Consider the following 20,898-nt stretch of genomic DNA (forward strand, 5'->3'; position numbering starts at 1 on the left):
AGAAAAATAACTGATAACAAATCCATACTGTCTAGCGAATGACATTTTTCCACTTACCTGTCAGGTATGCGTATGCAACAACACGATTTTATCTCCGCTGCTGGGGCAAAGTTTCATGAAGTGCTCGCCCGGGAAGACTGGCAAAACCAGACTATCATTCACCTTAACCGTTTACCGGCCCACCCCACATTCGCCAGCTGGCGCGATACCAATAAAGCGCGGGATAACCAGCCTTCGGCAAGCCGCCGTCTGCTTGACGGCCAGTGGCAGTTCTCTTATGCCCACAGCCCGTTTGACGTGGATGCCCGCTGGCTGGAAGGCGATCTGCCGGATAGCCGCAGTACGCCGGTGCCGTCAAACTGGCAAATGGAAGGCTATGACGCCCCCATCTATACCAACGTGCGCTACCCGATCGACACAACGCCGCCGCGCGTCCCTGAGGAGAACCCAACCGGCTGCTACTCACTGACTTTTCACGTCGATGAACGCTGGCAGGCTGACGGCCAGACGCAGATTATCTTTGATGGCGTCAACTCCGCGTTCCATTTGTGGTGCAATGGCGAATGGGTCGGCTATTCGCAGGACAGCCGCCTGCCCGCCGCCTTCGATCTCACGCCATACCTTCAGGCGGGTGATAACCGTCTCTGCGTGATGGTGATGCGCTGGAGCGCGGGAACCTGGCTTGAAGATCAGGATATGTGGCGCATGAGCGGGATCTTCCGCTCGGTCTGGCTGCTGAATAAACCGACATTTCACCTGTGCGACGTTCAGCTCACGCCGCAACTGGATGCGCTCTGTCGCGATGCCGAGCTACTGGTTAATTTAAGCATTGCCGCACCAGTACAGCAACTGGAAGAGCTGGCGGTGAAGGTCGAACTGTGGGATGACGCCCGCCTGGTCGCCAGCCACCAGCAACTGCCGGACTCACCGATTATTGATGAGCGCGGAAACTATGCCGAGCGGGCGGCGATTCGTCTGCCAGTAGAAAATCCGGCGCTGTGGAGCGCAGAAACGCCAGACTGCTACCGTGCGGTAGTGTCACTGTGGCGTGATGATGAGCTGATCGAAGCTGAAGCCTGGGATATCGGTTTTCGTCGCGTCGAAATCAAAAATGGCCTGCTGCTGCTGAACGGCAAACCGCTGCTGATCCGCGGCGTTAACCGCCACGAGCATCACCACCAGCGCGGCCAGGTAGTGACCGAAGAGGATATGTTACAGGATATCCTGCTGATGAAGCAGAACAACTTTAATGCCGCACGCTGCTCACACTACCCTAACGCCCCGCGCTGGTACGAGCTGTGCAACCGCTACGGCCTGTACATCGTTGACGAAGCCAATATTGAAACCCACGGTATGGTGCCGATGAATCGCCTCTCCGATGATCCTTCATGGCTACCAGCCTTCAGCGCTCGCGTCTGCCGGATGCTGCAAAGCAACCGCAATCACCCGTCGATTATTATCTGGTCGCTGGGGAATGAATCCGGCGGCGGCAGCAACCATGAAGCGATGTATCACTGGCTCAAGCGCAACGACCCATCGCGCCCGGTGCAGTATGAAGGCGGTGGCGCCGACAGTACCACTACCGACATTATCTGCCCGATGTACGCCCGCGTTGAGCGCGACCAGCTGATTCCAGCGGTGCCGAAATGGGGAATAAAAAAATGGATCAGCATGCCGGGCGAACAGCGCCCACTGATCCTCTGCGAGTATGCCCACGCGATGGGCAACAGCCTCGGCAATTTTTCTGATTACTGGCAGGCGTTTCGCGACTATCCGCGCCTGCAGGGCGGATTTGTCTGGGACTGGGCGGATCAGGCCATCACCAAAATCTTCGACGACGGCAGCGTTGGCTGGGCCTACGGCGGTGATTTTGGTGATAAACCGAACGATCGCCAGTTCTGCATGAACGGTCTGGTCTTCCCGGACCGCCGCGCGCATCCTTCATTAATTGAAGCCAAACATGCACAGCAGTTTTTCCAGTTTACCCTGCTGGCGCAAAGCCCGCTGCATATCAGCATCAGCAGCGAATATCTGTTCCGTGCCACCGATAACGAAGAGCTGCGCTGGCAGGTTCAGGCCGCCGGGGAAACCTTTGCCGGGGGCTGCATGAAGCTCGAGCTTGGTGCTGAAGGGCAGAGCGAGTTGACGCTGTGCAATGAACTGGTGCTGCCTGCCGGAGCTGAAGAAGTATGGCTGACTCTGGAAGTTATTCAACCGCAGGCTACCGCCTGGTCCGATGCCGGACATCGCGTCGCCTGGCAGCAGTTCCCGCTCGCCGCGCCGCTGGCTCTGCACCGCCCTGCACCTGCCGGTACTGCGCCAGTGCTGGACAGCAGCGACGTGACCTGGACCGTGCGCAGCGGCTCACAGCAATGGACGGTCGACCGGAAAAGCGGTCTTTTAACCCACTGGCAGGTGGATGGTGTTGAGCAGTTGCTGACGCCGATGCGCGATCAGTTTGTGCGCGCACCGCTGGATAACGATATTGGCGTCAGCGAAGTGGAGCGCATCGATCCTAACGCCTGGGTCGAACGCTGGAAAAGCGCCGGGCTCTACGACCTTAGTGCCCGTTGCGTAGAGTGTGACGCCCAGCGTCTGGCTCATGAAGTGGTCATTGATAGCCGCTGGCATTATCTGCGCGGCAACGAAGTGGTGATAGTCAGCCACTGGCGGATGACGTTTGATGGAGAAGGTAAGCTGCATCTGGCGGTCGATGGCGAACGTGCAGGCATCCTGCCGCCGCTGCCGCGCATCGGGTTGAATTTTCAGGTACCTGACCAGCATGAACCGGTCTCGTGGCTCGGCTACGGTCCGCATGAAAACTATCCTGACCGCCGCACCAGCGCCTGTTTCTCCCGCTGGCAGCTGCCGCTGGAAGAGATGACCACGCCGTACATTTTCCCGACGGAAAACGGCCTGCGCTGCGACACCAAAGCGCTGGACTGGGGGCGCTGGCACGTGGCGGGCGGCTTCCACTTCTCACTACAACCCTATGGTACCAGGCAGTTAATGGATACCGACCACTGGCACTGGATGAAGCCGGAAAACGGCGTCTGGATCACCCTCGATGCTCAACATATGGGTATCGGCGGCGATGACTCCTGGACGCCAAGCGTACTGCAGCAATGGCTGTTGCTTGAGACACAATGGCAATATCAGTTAACGATTCATTTCCAATAATAATCGGGGGGCATAAGCCCCCAACCTTACAGGCATAATAATATGGAATATTCACGATGAAACTCTCTGAACTCGCACCACGGGAACGGCATAACTTTATTTATTTTATGCTGTTCTTTTTCTTCTATTATTTCATTATGTCGGCCTACTTCCCCTTTTTCCCTGTATGGCTGGCAGAAGTTAACCATTTAACCAAAACCGAAACGGGGATCGTTTTCTCCTCCATTTCGTTTTTCGCAATAATCTTCCAGCCTGTATTTGGGCTGATTTCAGACAAGCTTGGGCTTCGCAAACACCTGCTGTGGACTATCACGGTTTTATTAATTCTGTTTGCACCCTTCTTTATTTTCGTTTTCTCACCACTATTGCAGATAAATATCATCGCGGGTGCACTGACAGGAGGGATCTATCTGGGGATCGTCTTCTCCAGTGGTTCCGGAGCGGTAGAAGCCTATATTGAGCGAGTCAGTCGCGCCAACCGTTTTGAATACGGTAAAGTTCGCGTCTCCGGCTGCGTCGGTTGGGCACTATGCGCGTCGATCACCGGTATTTTGTTTGGTATCGATCCTAATATTACCTTCTGGATCGCCTCCGGTTTCGCCCTGATCCTCGGTATACTACTGTGGATATCAAAACCGGAGGGTAGCCATAGCGCCGAGGTTATCGACGCGCTGGGCGCTAACCGCCAGGCCTTCTCAATGCGTACCGCCGCCGAACTGCTGCGGATGCCGCGTTTCTGGGGCTTTATTATTTACGTTGTGGGTGTCGCCAGCGTATATGACGTTTTCGACCAGCAGTTCGCTAACTTCTTTAAAGGTTTTTTCTCCAGCCCACAGCGCGGGACTGAAGTCTTCGGCTTCATCACTACCGGTGGAGAATTACTCAACGCAACGATTATGTTCTTCGCCCCTGCCATCGTGAACCGCATTGGTGCCAAGAACGCCCTGCTGACCGCAGGGATTATTATGTCAGCCCGTATTTTAGGGTCTTCTTTTGCCACATCAGCCATAGAAGTAATTATCCTGAAAACGCTCCATATGTTTGAACTTCCGTTCCTTCTGGTCGGCACCTTTAAATATATCTCCTCAGCATTTAACCCTAAACTCTCTGCAACGTTGTTCCTGATTGGCTTTAATTTATCGAAACAGCTTTCAGGCGTTGTACTCTCTGTTTGGGTTGGACGGATGTATGATACCGTTGGCTTCCATCAGGCGTATCTGACTCTCGGCATCATTACGGCAGTGTTTACCGTCATCTCTTTCTTTGCGCTGACCAACACTCTGGCGCCGGCTGACGTGGATGTAGCACACCGTACGGCATAAAATGACAGGTCGGGGTTATCCCGGCCTTTTTTAATGATTAATCTCTGTTGGTCAGGTGAAATGAATATTCCTTGACTCAGTGGTACTTTTAATGGAGGTGATTATGATGTGAAGTGAGTCAGTGCGATTTTCAGAACCCTATAATTCATATAAAATGCCCCGCGCATAAGCTTTTCTTGCAAAGAGTGTGTTATATCATTATTTATTATACAGGGGTAACAAATGTTAAATCTATGTGTTAGATTACTGATGTAATAAGTATATTTCTTTTTCACTTTTTTGATATGAATATTACTTCACATTACTCTTCCATGCTTTATTAATAAAAATGGGAGAGAGGAAACATGCATGGCGCTCGCTATTCATGATTGATACATTATTTTTCATTTTCAACAAACATCTTATTCTCTGAGGACTGACATGAAAAAAATAAGAACAGGTATTAATGTTTTACTTTTATCCTTTGCAGTATTCTCACCTTCGGTTTTCAGCGCCGGGGCATGGATAGAAGCGCGTGATGGGTATGAAACGGCTTATAATCGCCATGAGCTTGCTTTCCGTGGTGGATATGATTTTGAAAATACTGCAGGGATCATGCTGACGAACGCCTATAACTTAGAGGCATTTGAACAGCTTAAACATAGCTGGAATGAACTGGAAGGCTGGTATCCTTTAGTTTCTTATCAGGCACTCACGATCTACGGCGGAGCCTTGGTGAACGAGAATACAGACGGTTCTGGCGGAGCGGGTTACTTCGACTTTAAATATACCGTGGAAAAAGATTTAAGCGTCACGCTCCGGGCCAGATATAACCATCGCAACTATGACTCAGAAAACAACTACAGCCGCAAAAAGCCAGCGGACACCCTCGAATCGCATCTGGGTATCAGTTACATCATCAATAAAGACTGGAATTACTATCTGGAACCGGCCTACTTTAAACATCTGAATGACTTCCACGCAGGTAACGGTAAGGGACACCACGTTGAGGTTGATAACGTGCTGACATATACAGGCTTTGACCATTTCCAGCCTTACGTATCATTAGCTTATATGGATCGATCGATTGCAGAGAATAATGAAAACTACCGAATTCGTCTGGGTGTCAGATATAACTTCTGACTTTTAGCATGAGGCTTGTGTAACAGGATTTTATCACTAAAGGGATACCATAGATAATATGCAGCATCCCTTTTCTGGTTCCCCGGCTAAACCCACGGGATAAACGTCAATATTGGTAACAGGAATGTATAGCGCAAGACATTATGATGAGAGTTAAACGCGATTTTCCGAAAACTGGCAATAAATTTTAGCCTTATCTATGATAGCTTATCACGGATTAAGGAGAGTATTTCTGTTAATGTAGTCCGAAAGAAATTATTTGTTTCTGATAACCATATTTGTACAATTCAGTATTGTTTTAAGGGAGAACATTCTCTTGGAGTGATAGATGTCCAGTCGTCAAATAACACTTGAGGATGTTGCCACCGAGGCTGGCGTTTCTGTCCAGCCTGTTGACGTGCCATCACCAAAAGAGGGGCATAAGTCCCCTCTATCTCAGACCCAGTGCGCTATTGTCTGGCTAACAGCGGTAAAGAACCTTGCGGAGGCCTTCGAACATTACAACGAATGGCATCCGCATAGTGCACTGGGATATCGTTCGCCACGGGAATATCTGCGGCGGCGAGTCAGTGAAGGGTTAGTGTCATACCTAAATAGTAAATCAGAATATAAATATATCTACAGGAGTTTTTTATGAATAACAAAGAAAGAAAAAAAGTGGTTTGATTTATCACTATGATGACCCAGAATTAATGGGGCAGCAAATGACTTATTTAGAAAAACTTTATGATTTTAACGCCACGCGACCATCTGAACAAGTAAAAAGACAGAAAATGCTAAAAGAAATATTTGCTGAAATTGGGGATAATTGTCATATTGAGCCGCCTTTACATGCTAATAGGGGATGTCATAATGTACACATGGGAAGTGGTGTGTATTGTAATTTTAATTTAACGTTTGTTGATGATGCTGAAATTTATATAGGTGACAATTGCATGATTGCACCTAATGTCGTTATTGCAACTTCTGGTCATCCTATATTGCCTATCTTAAGAGAAAATAATTATGTTTATAACCTTCCTGTATATATTGGTAAAAATGTTTGGATCGGTTCGGGAGTCCAAATTCTTCCAGGTGTAACAATTGGAGATAATTCAGTTATAGGAGCAGGAAGTGTCGTAACTGATAGTATACCAGCTAATGTAGTTGCTGTCGGTATACCTTGTAAGATATTACGTGAGATCGGTGATAAAGATCGACAGTTTTACTTCAAAAACAAAAAACTTGATTTATGGGAATAAATCAAGTTTTTTGTGAAGCTACTACAACACAGTCAGACCACACTGGTACAACGGCAATCTGACGCCAGATGAGTCGGAGTACAGATACAGGGAACATTATAAAACCGTGGCCAATTTTGCTTGTCCACTACACAGTATCCGCACTGACCCAGCTTCTGTTCGTCCAGATCCTGCGAACCTACATGGAACTTGCGGCAGAAGAAAATGCCGGCTGGCTCAGGGTCTTCGGTGACAGCCGTCTGACAGCTGCACTGAACAGCATACACCGTGCACCCGCAAGTAAATGGACGCTTGATGAGCTTGCACGTACAGCAGGCATGTCCCGTACCGATTTTGCAGTTGGTTTTCGTGAGGTGATGGGGGTGCCCCCCATCACCTACCTGACGAACTGGCGAATGCAACTGGTAAAACGAACCCTTGCTAATGGTGCTTCTGTGTCAGAGGCTGCCGCTCAGGTGGGTTATCGGTCCGAAAGCGCGTTCAGTGAGGCTTTTCGGCGCTGATCAGGCACAGCCCCGGGCACCTTTCGAAAAGCGTGTAAATCAGGTTCACTGAAAAGTGCGGCCCCGTCGTCCTTAGCACAGGATTAACCCTCCTGTTCTGATCTACATGACGAAATATCCAAACTTCTGGAGTCATGATAACGTCAATAGCTGAGTAACTGGTACCGGAGATTATGAATCGTAAAGCAGTGAGACATGAATATGCGTCTCAGATTTTTTAATCTGCACATGGCGCATTGTTGATATCAGTAAACTCTCCGCTATAAGTCATCAGCGCTTAACATTTATTTTTGTTATGTTATTTTACATAACTACATGCAGAAATCAGTAACACTCATCATTTTTATCAATCATAAATTCACAGAACTCCCCCCGTTACTTCCGGTAAAAACAAAATATATATCTTACACATCTCTTCACATCCATTTAATATTTATAAATCTTATATTTAGTCAAACTATGAAAACTGAGTTTTCACCCGCAACCTGTTTGATATTTCTCACTCGCTTATCTGGCTTAAAAATATCACTGACCCCTGATAAAACCCAGGATATAGGATACACAGAATATAATCTATCACCACAGCATTAATGCAACAACAGAGAAACTGAATTAATCAGACATCCCCATTTTCATACAAAGAAATCTCAGCTCCAAAATTTCAGCGCTTCGCCTGTGCAACCGAAGCAGTAATACCAGAGCTTCGCCTGTATCGCAGGAGAAGCGTTTAACAGAGATGCAAACGAAGCAATGTATTATTATGTAACAACATCTGCAGTATCAGCTTTTTTAACGCTTATAACTGAAGCAAGGGCTAACCCTGCGAAGCCGCTGCGCTTGCTTCTCCGGATTGCCCTTGCTTTTCTTCCCTTTGGTCAGAAAAGAAAAGCAGGCCCGGTGCCACCTGCCTGTCATGCTGTTTATTCTGCTGATACGGTAATACTGCGCACGTTCTTCTGCAGACTATGTGGGATCAGCATCTAAGCTTCCCTGACATTATTGTCGTATATCAAACTGCTATCGGAGAACGCATACTAAATCATGATCCATTCGAATATAAATCCGCCATCGATTCAGACGTTATTTTTCAATTATTACTCTCTTATCTTTATGTCAGAAAGTTATCTCTCATATTAATATGCAATAGAATTTCATCATTCGCATTTAAAATAATTAAAAATAAATTTGAAAAACAAAAATTCATTGATTATTGTTATTTGACATTATAAGAAAGGAGATAAAACATGAACCAGAAATCACAAAATAAAAACACGCTGAACCTCTTCAAAATAAAATCGCCCGCAGAACTCAAAAAACTATTAAAGGCAGGGGTGGATATAAATACGCTCAGTTCATCGAACCAGAATGCTTTGTTTCATTGCAGATACCCTGAGCTTATGAAAGCAATGATTAGTGCCGGAATAAACATTAACCATACTGACACGTTCAACAGGAATGCACTTTTTTATGCACCCTGCCCAGAAACTATGAAGGTACTGACTGAGAACGGGATTGATATCAGCCATACAGACACGCTGGGCAGAAATGCGCTCTTTTACACCAATGACGCTGAATCTGCCCGGTTACTGGTAAAACATGGAATCAGCATAAACCATACTGACCTTGAAGATAAAAATGCTCTTTTCTTTGCGGCCAGCGAAAGCTCAGCCAGAGAACTAATCGACAGCGGTATCGATATTAATCACACTGACAGCTTTGGAAGAAATGCTCTTTTTTACACCTGTGAGCCTGACGTTGTACACCTGCTCATTCAACGAGGTATAAATGTTAACCTCAGGGACGTATGTGGTCATAATTCTGTTAACATTACCGGCATTACCCCTGAATTACTGAATGTTTATTTCGCCGCAGGCCTTGATCCTGACATACTGGACTACTATGGAAATAGCTTAATTTTTTACCCTTATAAAAAATCAATCACAGAAATTTTAATAAAAAATGGCTGTGATATAAACCGGGTTAATAACAATGGGGAGACCGTCTTTGAATACATACAGACCATGTTATTCAGCAACCGTCAACTTGATCAGTGTCTCAGCGTGCTTATGCATTACATTCACCTGATTAAAGCCAGACCATTAATTTTTAATCGTCTCACTTTTGGCTGCCTTGAGTTGATCAAAATATTGCAAAGCCAGAATATCGATTACAAAATCAATGAGCGTTGCGTTGTAAGATACGCTAACAAAGACATTAAAAAATTCATTACTGAAGTACAGAAAGTCACTGATATCAGCCACATTACGCTTTGCTCATGGTATGACACTCCGCTTGTCAGTTTAAAACACAAGGAAATTATTAAGTGGTTTATAAGGAATAATATTAAGGTAAACGTTAATGATATTGAAGAACCAGAAGTTCGCACTGAAATCCTTTCCTATCTTGCACTCAGGGAAAATAAAGAACTCAAAACCATTATTAAACCGGATAAAAAACACGCTAACGGTAAAAGAAGGCTGTGAGGACTACCTTCTCGTTTGCAGTTTTTTTCAACCACAGGAGGCATACATAAAGACTTTATGCTCCGGCACTCAACAGGGACACTGTACAGCGTGATAAAGCTGTCAGCGCCCCCTGATATGCTACGTATAATAAAGGTTGTGTGAATAGTGTTTCAGGCGTTCTGACAAAATAAAAAACACTACAGTTTATATAGCACAGGATAACGCCCGCCCCTGCTAAATGAACTTAAATACTGATTTTGCAATCCACCACAGGAGGAAAGAATAACCAAGGGATAAGCCGTTTTTTACATCACATAAAAAATAAACATTAACAAGTAACATATTACTTGTATTCATTATCTTCATTGTTAATCTTAACAACAATTTTCAGAGGAGAGAAAAAATATATGGCAACCATACATTACACACCAACCTGAAAATATTTTAGCCATATAATCAGGCATTGACGATATAGTCCATAACGCCCCAACAGAGCCTACATCTTTTGTTATATGAACAGCAGCAAGAACTGACTTATTTATCCTGAAAAACAAATACAATAACCACCCTACAATCTTAAATTAACTTTATCATTCCACCTGATATTTATGGCACTAATTTCAAACCTATATTGTACCTTTATACAAAAAATAATTAAAAATAAATTGGAAAAATAAAAAATCATTGGCTATTGTTATTTTCATTATAAATACAGGAGATATATAATGAAAGACAATAATAATAAAAACAATGACAGTCTGTTTACAGCCAAATCAAAAAAGGATGTTATTCGTTCACTAAAAATGGGTGTAGATATCAATACGCTCAATGAGCATGGACAAAATGCATTATTTCACTGTCGCACTCTCAAGGCGGCGCAGGCCATTGTTGATGCAGGAATAAACATTCACCATCTCGATAATAAGGCAGAAAATGCATTATTCCATAGCAATGATAAAAATATCATTGAACTCCTTATTCGCAATGGAATTAATATCAATCACAGAAATCAGTCTGGTCAGTTAGCCTTTCCGAACTTTTCTGTCACACCAGAAGTAATGACACTACTTATCGCATCAGGTCTTGATATCCATTCACTCGATAATCATGGGCGTACACTCCTTTTCAACCCCTTGCTCGCTGATATCTATATTTTATTAATTGAAGCAGGCTGTGATATAAATCACAGAGATCATAATGGCCAGACTGCTTTTGATTTTCTGCAATCAAGCCAGTACGATATCGCGCTGGCTTGTTCTGTTCATTTAAAAGACCGTTCACCCGTCATTTTTAAACATTTAACTTATGCCAGTATAGAGTTGATGTATGAACTGAATCAACAAGGAATAGACTTTGGTATAGGCAACCAATGCAGATTATTTATCGATGAAAACGAGACTAAAGAAATCATTACAATTGCCATGAAAATCACAGATCTCAGCCATGTAACATTTTGTCTTGGCCACGCTGAGTTACCAATTGTAAAATACGCAAGTAAATCTCTCATAAAATTTCTTATCGACTGCAATATAACAGTAGATACAGATTTACTGAAAGATCGCGATCTTTACGATGAAATCATCCAATACAAAAATATTTAGCCCTGAAGCTTTACCCGAAGCACAGCCCGAGTACCAATCCGTCGGCACGGAGCGGCTGTTGCCCATGTGGCAACCTTGCGTTGCATTTCGCTGATTATCAAAGGTCTTCACCTCGTTAGGCCAGTTAATCACGTCGCAAAACATGTAAACTGCTTCCTTTCGCCATGTAATGGGCTTTCCCCATCACGGACTACTACGGAAGCTCCGCCAGCCAGCGCGTCATCGGAGCCATGCCTCCTTAACATTCGCAACTGACCTTCCCCGGTTCATCAGTCTGGACTCAGACATGCTTAGGAGGCTGCCCGTCGCACTCTTTATCCTTGATTGCCGCAAATTGGCAGGAGTCAGCAGCCTGGGTGTGATGGGGATTGCTGTCCCGATGTTTTGCATATCTATCAAAACATCTTTGTCCGACAGTGCTTACGTATCACCGTCGGTTACTCCTGCACGGCCTGTCAGCTCACATAGGCCATAGTGACATTTTCAACCCCCGGAGGCGGATTAACGGATTCATGTTCTTCAGCCTTTCAGCACTTAACCATGAGGATCATCTTGGCTTAGTGATCTCGCCTCAATCCCCGCTGTCAGCGGATTACATCACCCTGCGGGCATGCCGCAGGTCATTGCCGCTCAGGTTTTCCACCGTCACACCGGTGGGATTGTTGGGCTTCTCGTCATGAGTTACCGGTTCAATATTGCAACAGACTCGTAGTTCATTTGAGCTTCCATGCCCGCCCTGAACTCCGGGCACACTATACGTAATATCTTCGTACCATACCCGGTCAGGCTCGGGCACAGCGAACTGGCGCTCAAGCAAATTCGGCAGGCAGGTATGCTCCTGACGAGAATTTTGTACTGATGTTTGCCGGGCTGACAACTGCTCAGGTTCAGATATTTCATCAGACGCCCGGCACGGTAGGGACTCATCGGGACGCCATTTTGGGTCAGCATTTCAGCCATAGTCCGCATCCCAGCAGAGCCCCGGCTCTGGTTCCACGCCCGTCGTATTTCGCTGTACAGCCCGACCCGCGCCGGATTAACAATATCGCGTCGTTTTCGCCAATACCGGTAACTGCTGCGGTGTATTCCCAGAGCAGAACAAAGGCTACCGATGTTGTAGTCCGACGAATTCAGCCGTAGCTGCAACCTGTCAGCAATAGGTTTGTAGATCACCAGGGCTTTGTTGAATAAATCGAACTTTTGCTGAGTTGAAGGATCAGATCACGCATGATCCTGATAATGCAGGCAGTTCCGTGGCAAAGCAGAAGTTCAAAATCACCAGCTGGTGCAACTACAACAAGGCCCTGATTAATCGTGGCTCCATCACCTTCTGGCTGGATGAAGAGGCGATTCAGGCCTGGTATGAGTCAGCAACGCCCGCATCACGCGGACGACCTCAGCGCTATTCAGACCTTGCTATCACAACCGTTCTGGTGATTAAACGCGTATTCCGGCTGACCCTGCGAGCGGCACAGGGCTTTATTGATTCCATTTTTTCCCTGATGGGTGTCCCACTACGCTGCCCGGACTACAGCAGCGTCAGCAAACGGGCAAAGTCGGTCAATGTCAGTTTTAAAGCGCCCACCCGGGGTGAAATCGCGCATCTGGTGATTGACTCAACCGGGCTGAAGGTCTTTGGTGAAGGCGAATGGAAAGTTAAAAAGCATGGCAAAGAGCGCCGCCGTGTCTGGCGAAAGCTGCATCTTGCTGTTGATGGTAAAACACATGAAGTCATCTGTGCGGACCTGTCACTGAACAACGTAACGGACTCAGAAGCCTTCCCGGGTCTTATCCGGCAGACTCACAGAAAAATCAGAGCAGCAGCGGCGGACGGAGCTTACGATAAGCGTCTGTGTCATGATGAACTGCGGCGTAAGAATATCAGCGCGCTTATCCCTCCCCGAAAAGGAGCGGGCTACTGGCCCGGAGAGTATGCAGACCGCAACCGTGCCGTTGCGAATCAGCGTCTGAGCGGGAGCAATGCACGGTGGAAGTGGACAACAGATTACAACCGTCGCTCGATAGCGGAAACGGCGATGTATCGGATAAAACAGCTGTTCGGGGGATCACTGACGCTGCGTGATTATGATGGGCAGGTGGCAGAGGCTCTGGCCATGGTTCGAGCGCTGAACAGGATGACAAAGGCAGGAATGCCAGAAAGCGTGCGCATTGCCTGACAATCTGCCCTGCTACAGGGACATTCGCCCCGAATCTGATTTATTCAACAAAGCCGCACACCGGTGCAAACTACCCGACTTTTTTGGTGCATCCTGCATTAACCTGGTGCGCCACTTCACTCCCGTTTGCTACTAAAAAACAACAACCATATGAAAAATAAAACAAAAAATATTATGGCACACCGTTTGCTTATTTCTGGCACAAACGTTTTAAATCATAATGACAACTGAAACAACAATACCAGCGTCCGGGGAAATAGAATGAAGAGAAATGATGCACCTGAAAATAGCCATTCGTTGGAAACTATCATTCGCAAGCGTTATAGTACGTTGTCCCCCTCGGAGAAAAAATTTGTTTCAGCATTATTAGAACAACAAGATCATCTTGGCTATTACAGCGCAACCGAACTGGCAGTAAAGGCAGGGGTCTCAAAATCCACCGCCGCCCGTTGTTTTCGCCAGCTGGGGTTCGATAATTTTAATGAGTTTCGGCAAAGCGTGTTGCCACATCGCGAGAATATAAATTCACCGCTGGCGCAAATGGCCAGAGCTGAAAACCGGGGTCTGGACGCGACATCCAGATTCGAAAAACATATTTGCCAGGAACAGGAGAACTTAAACCAGCTGTTGCATTCCGGGCAGCAAAAATCTCTGGAAACTTGTGTGGGGATTGTCGGCTCTGCTTCACATGTCTGGATTGCAGGGTTTCGCAATGGTTATACCCTTGCGTGCTATGCCCATGCATTATTATCTAACGTCAGATCACATGTCACTTTGTTAAATAAAGGAGATGGCCACCTTGCGGAAAAGCTTGCTAACATGCAGCCACAGGATGTTATTATATTAATGGATTTCCCTCGCCGAACCAAATTACTCTCTAACATTGTAAAAATTGCCAGAAAAAGCAACGTCCGCATCGTAGCCTTTAGCGATCAGACATTATCACCAGTCACTTCAGAATATGAAGTCGTGATTAGTTGCAGGAATGAAAGCATTACGTCATTTAATTCTTACATTGCCGGTCTGAGCATGGTGAATTATCTGACTAACGAAATTAGCTTTGCTTACCCGGAACAAGCCCGACGTACATTGCAGATAATAGAGCAAAATCATCAAGTAATGAGCGATCTTATTGATTAAGACTTACAGGAAAAACAATGTCAAGGTATATAAACGTTGCCATTGGTCAATTAGGACCAGTGAATCGCGAAGACTCTCGTCCGTTAGTCATAAACCGCATGATGAAAATGATGCGAGAAGCCAAAGCGCTTGCCGCTGATATTATCATCTATCCGGAACTGGCATTAACAACATTTTTCCCACGTTGGTATATGGAAAAAGAGGAAGAGATTGACCAGTGGTTTGAGAAAGACATGCCAGGTAAGGAAACTAATCCATTATTCTCTCTGGCTAAAGAGTTAAAGATTGGTTTCTATCTTGGATATGCCGAAAAAGAGATTAAAAATGGCGTTGCACATTATTATAACAGTGCAGTGCTGGTTGATAAGAACGCTGACATTATCGGAAAATATCGTAAGGTTCATCTGCCAGGTCATAGCGAACATGAGCCGTGGCGACGTTTCCAGCACCTGGAAAAGCGCTATTTTGAACCGGGCGATCGCTTTCCTGTATGGTCCGCCTTTAATGGGGTAATGGGCATGGCGCTTTGTAATGATCGTCGCTGGCCGGAAACGTATCGCGTTATGGGGTTGCAGGGGGCCGAGATGATATTCATCGGCTACAACACGCCAGTACACAATGCCCCGGCGCCGCAGCATGACGATCTGTCGCTGTTTCACAACACACTGTCATTACAGGCCGGCGCCTACCATAACGGCTGCTGGGTAGTCGGTGTCGCTAAAGCCGGTTGTGAAGAAGGCATTGAGCAAATTGGCGGGAGCTGCATCGTCGCGCCATCTGGCGAGGTTGTCGCCGCTTGCATCACAAAAGGCGACGAAGTGGTAGTCGCCCATTGTGATCTTGATTTTTGCCAAATTTATAAACGCACTACCTTTAATTTCGATCTCCATCGGCAGCCTCATGCTTATAAAGAAATTACCCAATATAAGGGCGAGACATTAAACGCTGATGGTTCGTTACGGTCGTAAACTATCTACTCATTAAAACTGCGAGGCATTTTATGTTTCATTTAAAAAAGATTCTTCTGTTCTCTTTCTCATTCATCATACTGGCAATGCTATCCCGAACGGTAAATGCTGATGATGGGCTGACAAAGTTAAAACAACGCGGTTCGCTAATCGTAGCCACCGGTAATTACAAGCCCTTCGAATATTATGACGACAATAACCAATTAGTCGGTTACGACATTGATATTGCCAGAGCGGTAGCCAAAAAAATCGGTGTCGAACTAAAAGTTGAAGATATGCAATTTACCGCATTGATTCCATCGGTACAAAGCGGTCATGCCGATATGGTTATTGCCGCCATGTATATTACCGACGCCAGAAAAAAAGCCGCTGATTTTTCAGAACCATATTTAAAAACGGGCATGGTATTTGTCACCCGCTCTGATAATAAGACAGTGACAGATGCAGCCTCTTTAAAAGGGCTGACGGTGGGGGTTAAAAGCGGCGCGGCCAGCGAACAAATTGCACACCAGATTAATCAAAATGTTCCATTCACGATTAAGACCTATCAGGATACCGCCCAGCAGACAATGGATCTCGCTAATGGCCGCCTTGATGCAACAATTAATGATTTATTAAACCAACTTGAGCTAAACAAGGTCTTCCCGCAGGTGAAAATTGTTGGTAAGCCATTTACTGAAGCGGAACTGGGTATTGCCGTAGCGAAAAGTAACACTTCGTTATTATCCGTTATTAATGAGGTCATTGCTGAACAGAAAGCGAATGGTGAAGCTGAAACCCTCTACAAAAAGTGGATTATTGGACAATAATTTTATTTCCAGGGTAAATCCTAATGATGATGCTGAATTATGAAGTTGTGCTGAGCAAAATGCCATTATTGCTTCAGGGCTGTTTAATGACTCTGGAAGTATCCCTGCTGGCTCTATTACTGGGAGTGACCACCGGGATTATTGGTTCATTATGCCGTCTTTCCACCAATAAGTTTCTGAACCTGCTGGCGTTCCTGTATGTCTGGTTTTTCCGCGGCACACCTTTTATGGTTCAGCTTTTTATTCTTTATTTCGGCTTTCCGGGCATTGGTCTGCCAATGAGTAGTATGACCGCCGGTATTATGGGGCTGGGATTATATACCGGATCCTATATTACTGAAATCATTCGCGGTTCTATTTTAGCCGTAGATAAAGGACAAGCGGAGGCAGCGGAGTCTTTAGGCATGAACGGGCCGCAAGCGCTCTGGCATATTATTGCGCCACAGGCCATTAAGTTATGTATTCCGGCACTGGTTAATCAATTCATTATGACCATAAAGAACTCCTCTATCGTCTCTTTAGTTACGATATCGGAACTCTTTCATGTGGCGGATCGCATTAACTCATCGACATTTCGTTCATTCGAGGTTTATACCACTATCGCGGTGCTGTACCTGATCATGAACTCGGTATTCATGATTTTGGCAGCCAGACTGGAAAAAAGGATGGCCCGCTCATGAGTCATTACATGCTTGAAATGCACCAGGTCACAAAGCGCTTTGGCGATCACGAGGTGCTAAAACAATTTTCTTTACTGGTTCCCCCTGGTGAAAAAGTCGTGCTGATCGGGCCAAGCGGCTCAGGGAAAAGCACCGTGCTCCGCTGTATTAACCATCTGGAGCCAATTCAGGATGGGAACATTATCGTCAACGGTCACGAGGTAAGAGATAAACGATCTTTACGCCAGCTGCGTCAGAATATCGGTATGGTGTTCCAGCGATTTAATCTTTTCCCCCATAAAACCGTGCTGGAGAACGTCATGTCCGGGCCGGTCATCGTCAAAAAAATACCCGTCGTCGAAGCCCGGCAGCTGGCGCTAGGCCTGTTGGATCGCGTCGGTCTTGCAGAAAAGGTGAACAGCTACCCCAAAGAACTCTCTGGCGGGCAACAACAACGGGCGGCTATTGCGCGGGCGCTCGCCATGAATCCAGATGTCATGCTTTTTGACGAACCGACCTCCGCACTCGACCCTGAGCTGGTTGATGAGGTGCTGTCAGTCATGACCGATTTAGCCAAAGAGGGCATGACGATGTTGGTCGTCACACATGAAATGGCGTTTGCCCGTGAGTTTGGCGATCACGTGCTGTTTATGGATCAGGGTGTAGTGGTCGAGGAAGGAACCGCAGAACAGATTTTTACCGCGCCGCAACAGCAGCGAACCCGCGATTTTTTACGCCGCGTATATCGTCATGCAAATTAACCACTGACCCCAGGGAGAGAGATAATGGCAGACCTTATTTGTGCAGTAATTAACCCATCGCGTCCGGCATCTGGTGATACGCTGTCGGCCTTCACGACATCGGAGCTGAAAAACGTTATCGCGTTTCATCAATCCATTCCCGGTTATCACCCTACACCGTTAACGGCTCTCCCGGCGCTTGCCAGTGCGCTAGGGGTAAAAACGATACAAGTAAAAGATGAGTCACGCCGTTTTGGCCTCAACGCCTTCAAGGCACTGGGCGCGTCCTGGGCGATGGCAAGCTACCTTGCGCAGCAACTGGAGTTAACGGAGCAACCGCTCACCTTTCCACAACTACAAACAGCTTTGCGCCAGCACCCTGCGCTCACTCAGACATTTGCGACCACTACGGATGGTAACCATGGGCGCGGCGTGGCATGGATGGCACGCCTGTTGGGACAAAAAGCGGTCATCAATATGCCCGCAGGAACCACCGCCGAACGTCTACAGGCGATCCGTGCGGAAGGCGCAACGGCGCAGATTGTGCCAATGAACTATGACGATGCCGTGCGTCTTACCGCAAAACAGGCGGCAGAAGCGGGTTGGATCATCATGCAGGATACGGCCTGGCCTGGTTATGAAGCGATCCCTATGTGGATCATGCAGGGCTATAGCACGCTGATTACTGAAATCGCCGAACAGCTCACTGTACTACCCACCCATCTTTTTGTTCAGGCCGGCGTTGGCGCATTTGCTGGCGCTATTCAGGCGGCTGCCATTGCCCGCTGGGGCGAACAAGCGCCCAGGGTGATTATTGTTGAATCCAGCCAGGCGGATTGTCTCTACCGTTCAGCCCAACGCGACGACGGGCAGACCGTTGCCGTCAGCGGCGCGCTGGATACCATTATGGCCGGTCTGGCCTGCGGCGAAGTCAATACGATCGCATGGCCTATTCTTCGGGATCACAGCAACGCCTTTCTCTCTTGTGCAGATGAGGTCGCAGCACTAGGAATGCGCATGTTAGCCGCGCCATGTCCGGGCGATATGCCGATAACCAGCGGAGAATCCGGCGCGGTCGGTGCTGGCGCGCTGGGGCTACTGATGCAACCGGGCTATGCGTCAATCGCCCAAATGCTCAGCCTGGATCACAACGCCCGCGTTCTGCTGATCAGCACCGAAGGCGATACCGACAAAACAGGCTATCGCAACATTGTCTGGGGCGGTCAGCACGCACTTTCCCTGTAGTCATCATTTAACCTTCAGAGAACAATAATGAATCAACAACACCAAAATCCTGTCATCACCTGCTGCCAGCGTTTAATCCAGAAGCAAAGTTATTCCGGGGAGGAGAAAGACGTCGTGGATGAAATTCACGATATCATGACCGAACTTAATTACGACGAGATAACCATTGATCGCTACGGCAATATCATCGGCATGATGAGAGGCAATCTGCCGGGCAAGCATATTCTGTTTGATGGGCACATCGATACCGTGCCGGTAAACGCGGCCCAGTGGCAACACTCCCCATACGCCGCAGACATTATCGATGGCAAAATATATGGTCGCGGCACTTCCGATATGAAAGGGGCAGTTGCCGCAATGCTTACCGCCGTTAGCGATTTCGCCTACGATAGCAACCGCCAGTTTGCCGGAAATTTGTATGTATCCTGCGTCGTGCATGAAGAGTGTTTTGAAGGCGTCGCCAGCCGGTTAATCAGCCAGAAAGTGAAACCGGATGTCGTGATCATTGGCGAAGCCTCCGAACTGAACCTGAAAATCGGTCAGCGCGGGCGCGCAGAGATCGTACTCGAAACCTTCGGCAAACCGGCTCATTCCGCCAACCCGGAAACGGGTATCAATGCGGTCTATAGCATGGCCACCTTACTGAATGCATTGCAGAAAATGGCCGTGGAACAACATCCACAGTTAGGTAAAGGGATTCTGGAAGTTACGGATGTTAAATCCTCGCCCTGGCCCGGCGCTTCAGTGGTTCCTGACTATTGCCGGGCTACCGCAGACCGCCGTCTGCTCACCGGAGAAACCCCTGCATCCGTGCTTGCGCCATTGCAGATATTGCTTGAAAACTGCGCCGCACAAGACCCGCGCTTTAAGGCAAAAGTAAGTTTTGCCGATGGGCAGGAAACCTGCTGGACTGGTGAACAAATTCAGGCAGTGCGTTTTTTCCCTGGTTGGATCATGGATGAGACCAGCCCGCTGGTGCAAACTGCCCTGACCGCTCTACGCGCCACTGGCCTGACGCCACAGGTAACCACCTACTCCTTCTGCACCAACGGCAGTCATTATGCTGGTGAAGCGAAGATCCCGACGCTGGGCTTCGGGCCATCCCGGGAAAATTTAGCTCATGTGATCGATGAATATATCGAAGTGGAACAATTGCTGGGTGCCGCCCAGGGCTACTACGCGCTGGCAAAAGCGCTAACCCGTTAAATCTGAATATTGATTTGTATGATACAGGAAAGCCAGGTCCGAAGATTTGCCGTACAGTAAATCTTCCAGGTGCAGGACCTGGCGGTTATGGGACTGATATGCAGCCAAAATTATGACCCAATGTGCCGCCAATGCGTGATTAAAGATTACAACGTGCGCTGAGAAAGCTCCTGTGTTGTTATCAGCGCCTGCCCGAAGCAGACCGTCTCCCACTCCGGGCCTGAAGCGGGCATATTATTAAGTCGCTCATTGTTAATCGCCCAATTATGCAGGTTTTTGATTCGCGAGCTGGTATCGAAAGCGAGCGTGTCCATAATGAACTGCGTGGCAGATTAAGCTTTGAAAGCCAAATACTGAATGGTTCCGAAATTGCTGATTTAGAGCCAACACTGGCAGGAAAATTTAGCCATGGTATTTTGCTGCCACAGTGGCGTTTTGTCACCGACACCGAAAGCTTTATTGTCGCTCTTACCGACAATTTCATCTCTAAAGGAGGTAAGCGTGTTAATGCCAGCTGAAT

Annotated in this window: 16 protein-coding genes and 2 pseudogenes; 17 read left to right on the forward strand and 1 reads right to left on the reverse strand. The window is 47.3% G+C overall.

Going from position 1 to position 20,898, the window contains the following annotated elements:
• Positions 1 to 72 precede the first annotated feature (72 nt).
• From INT84_RS21300 to INT84_RS21335, 8 genes and pseudogenes are all read left to right on the forward strand, one after another.
• A complete protein-coding gene (locus INT84_RS21300) occupies positions 73 to 3,180 on the forward strand; it encodes a beta-galactosidase (RefSeq protein ID WP_194208362.1) in 3,108 nt (1,035 codons plus the stop codon).
• Positions 3,181 to 3,236: 56 nt separating this feature from the next.
• A complete protein-coding gene (locus tag INT84_RS21305; protein ID WP_049006752.1) occupies positions 3,237 to 4,502 on the forward strand; it encodes an MFS transporter in 1,266 nt (421 codons plus the stop codon).
• 420 nt (positions 4,503 to 4,922) lie between these two features.
• Positions 4,923 to 5,624, forward strand: a complete 702-nt coding sequence (locus tag INT84_RS21310; RefSeq protein WP_064757824.1) for an oligogalacturonate-specific porin KdgM family protein — start codon at positions 4,923 to 4,925, stop codon at positions 5,622 to 5,624.
• A gap of 463 nt (positions 5,625 to 6,087) precedes the next feature.
• Positions 6,088 to 6,261: pseudogene (locus tag INT84_RS24275) on the forward strand (integrase core domain-containing protein); the annotation flags it as partial.
• A 67-nt stretch (positions 6,262 to 6,328) separates the two neighbouring features.
• Complete coding sequence (locus INT84_RS21320; RefSeq protein WP_204372503.1) at positions 6,329 to 6,865, forward strand: sugar O-acetyltransferase; 537 nt, start codon at positions 6,329 to 6,331, stop codon at positions 6,863 to 6,865.
• A 182-nt stretch (positions 6,866 to 7,047) separates the two neighbouring features.
• Complete coding sequence (locus INT84_RS21325) at positions 7,048 to 7,368, forward strand: helix-turn-helix transcriptional regulator (protein WP_158414361.1); 321 nt, start codon at positions 7,048 to 7,050, stop codon at positions 7,366 to 7,368.
• Between the two features lie 1,244 nt (positions 7,369 to 8,612).
• Positions 8,613 to 9,851 (forward strand): ankyrin repeat domain-containing protein, encoded by a 1,239-nt coding sequence (locus INT84_RS21330; RefSeq protein ID WP_194208363.1) that lies wholly within the window; start codon positions 8,613 to 8,615, stop codon positions 9,849 to 9,851.
• 707 nt (positions 9,852 to 10,558) lie between these two features.
• The gene (locus tag INT84_RS21335) at positions 10,559 to 11,434 is read left to right on the forward strand and encodes an ankyrin repeat domain-containing protein (protein ID WP_194208364.1); all 876 of its coding nucleotides are present in this window, start codon (positions 10,559 to 10,561) and stop codon (positions 11,432 to 11,434) included.
• A gap of 754 nt (positions 11,435 to 12,188) precedes the next feature.
• Here INT84_RS21335 and INT84_RS21340 read toward each other — a convergent pair.
• Positions 12,189 to 12,544 (reverse strand): annotated as a pseudogene (locus tag INT84_RS21340) (IS3 family transposase); the annotation flags it as partial.
• Positions 12,545 to 12,642: 98 nt separating this feature from the next.
• On the opposite strand from INT84_RS21340, the gene INT84_RS21345 reads away from it, so the two are divergent.
• From INT84_RS21345 to INT84_RS21385, 9 genes are all read left to right on the forward strand, one after another.
• Positions 12,643 to 13,611, forward strand: coding sequence for an IS5 family transposase (locus INT84_RS21345; protein ID WP_194208365.1), 969 nt, complete (start codon positions 12,643 to 12,645; stop codon positions 13,609 to 13,611).
• 261 nt (positions 13,612 to 13,872) lie between these two features.
• Entirely contained in the window at positions 13,873 to 14,751 is an 879-nt protein-coding gene (locus INT84_RS21350) for a MurR/RpiR family transcriptional regulator (RefSeq protein ID WP_049005919.1), read from the forward strand.
• Positions 14,752 to 14,768: 17 nt separating this feature from the next.
• Entirely contained in the window at positions 14,769 to 15,719 is a 951-nt protein-coding gene (locus tag INT84_RS21355; RefSeq protein ID WP_049005921.1) for an N-carbamoyl-D-amino-acid hydrolase, read from the forward strand.
• Positions 15,720 to 15,751: 32 nt separating this feature from the next.
• Positions 15,752 to 16,528 carry an ABC transporter substrate-binding protein gene (locus INT84_RS21360; protein WP_049005923.1) on the forward strand — a complete coding sequence of 259 codons (777 nt, stop codon included), beginning with the start codon at positions 15,752 to 15,754 and terminating at the stop codon, positions 16,526 to 16,528.
• Between the two features lie 23 nt (positions 16,529 to 16,551).
• Positions 16,552 to 17,208, forward strand: coding sequence for an amino acid ABC transporter permease (locus INT84_RS21365; protein WP_204372501.1), 657 nt, complete (start codon positions 16,552 to 16,554; stop codon positions 17,206 to 17,208).
• Between the two features lie 8 nt (positions 17,209 to 17,216).
• On the forward strand, positions 17,217 to 17,948 hold the full coding sequence (locus INT84_RS21370; protein WP_151200462.1) for an amino acid ABC transporter ATP-binding protein: 732 nt from the start codon (positions 17,217 to 17,219) through the stop codon (positions 17,946 to 17,948).
• Positions 17,949 to 17,972: 24 nt separating this feature from the next.
• Entirely contained in the window at positions 17,973 to 19,172 is a 1,200-nt protein-coding gene (locus tag INT84_RS21375) for a diaminopropionate ammonia-lyase (protein WP_049005930.1), read from the forward strand.
• Positions 19,173 to 19,199: 27 nt separating this feature from the next.
• Positions 19,200 to 20,378, forward strand: a complete 1,179-nt coding sequence (locus tag INT84_RS21380) for a YgeY family selenium metabolism-linked hydrolase (protein ID WP_151200461.1) — start codon at positions 19,200 to 19,202, stop codon at positions 20,376 to 20,378.
• 266 nt (positions 20,379 to 20,644) lie between these two features.
• The gene (locus tag INT84_RS21385; RefSeq protein WP_192830758.1) at positions 20,645 to 20,896 is read left to right on the forward strand and encodes an FAD-dependent oxidoreductase; all 252 of its coding nucleotides are present in this window, start codon (positions 20,645 to 20,647) and stop codon (positions 20,894 to 20,896) included.
• Positions 20,897 to 20,898: the final 2 nt, after the last annotated feature.

This window comes from Superficieibacter sp. 1612_C1, assembly GCF_015234305.1.
Classification (GTDB): Bacteria; Pseudomonadota; Gammaproteobacteria; order Enterobacterales; family Enterobacteriaceae; genus Superficieibacter.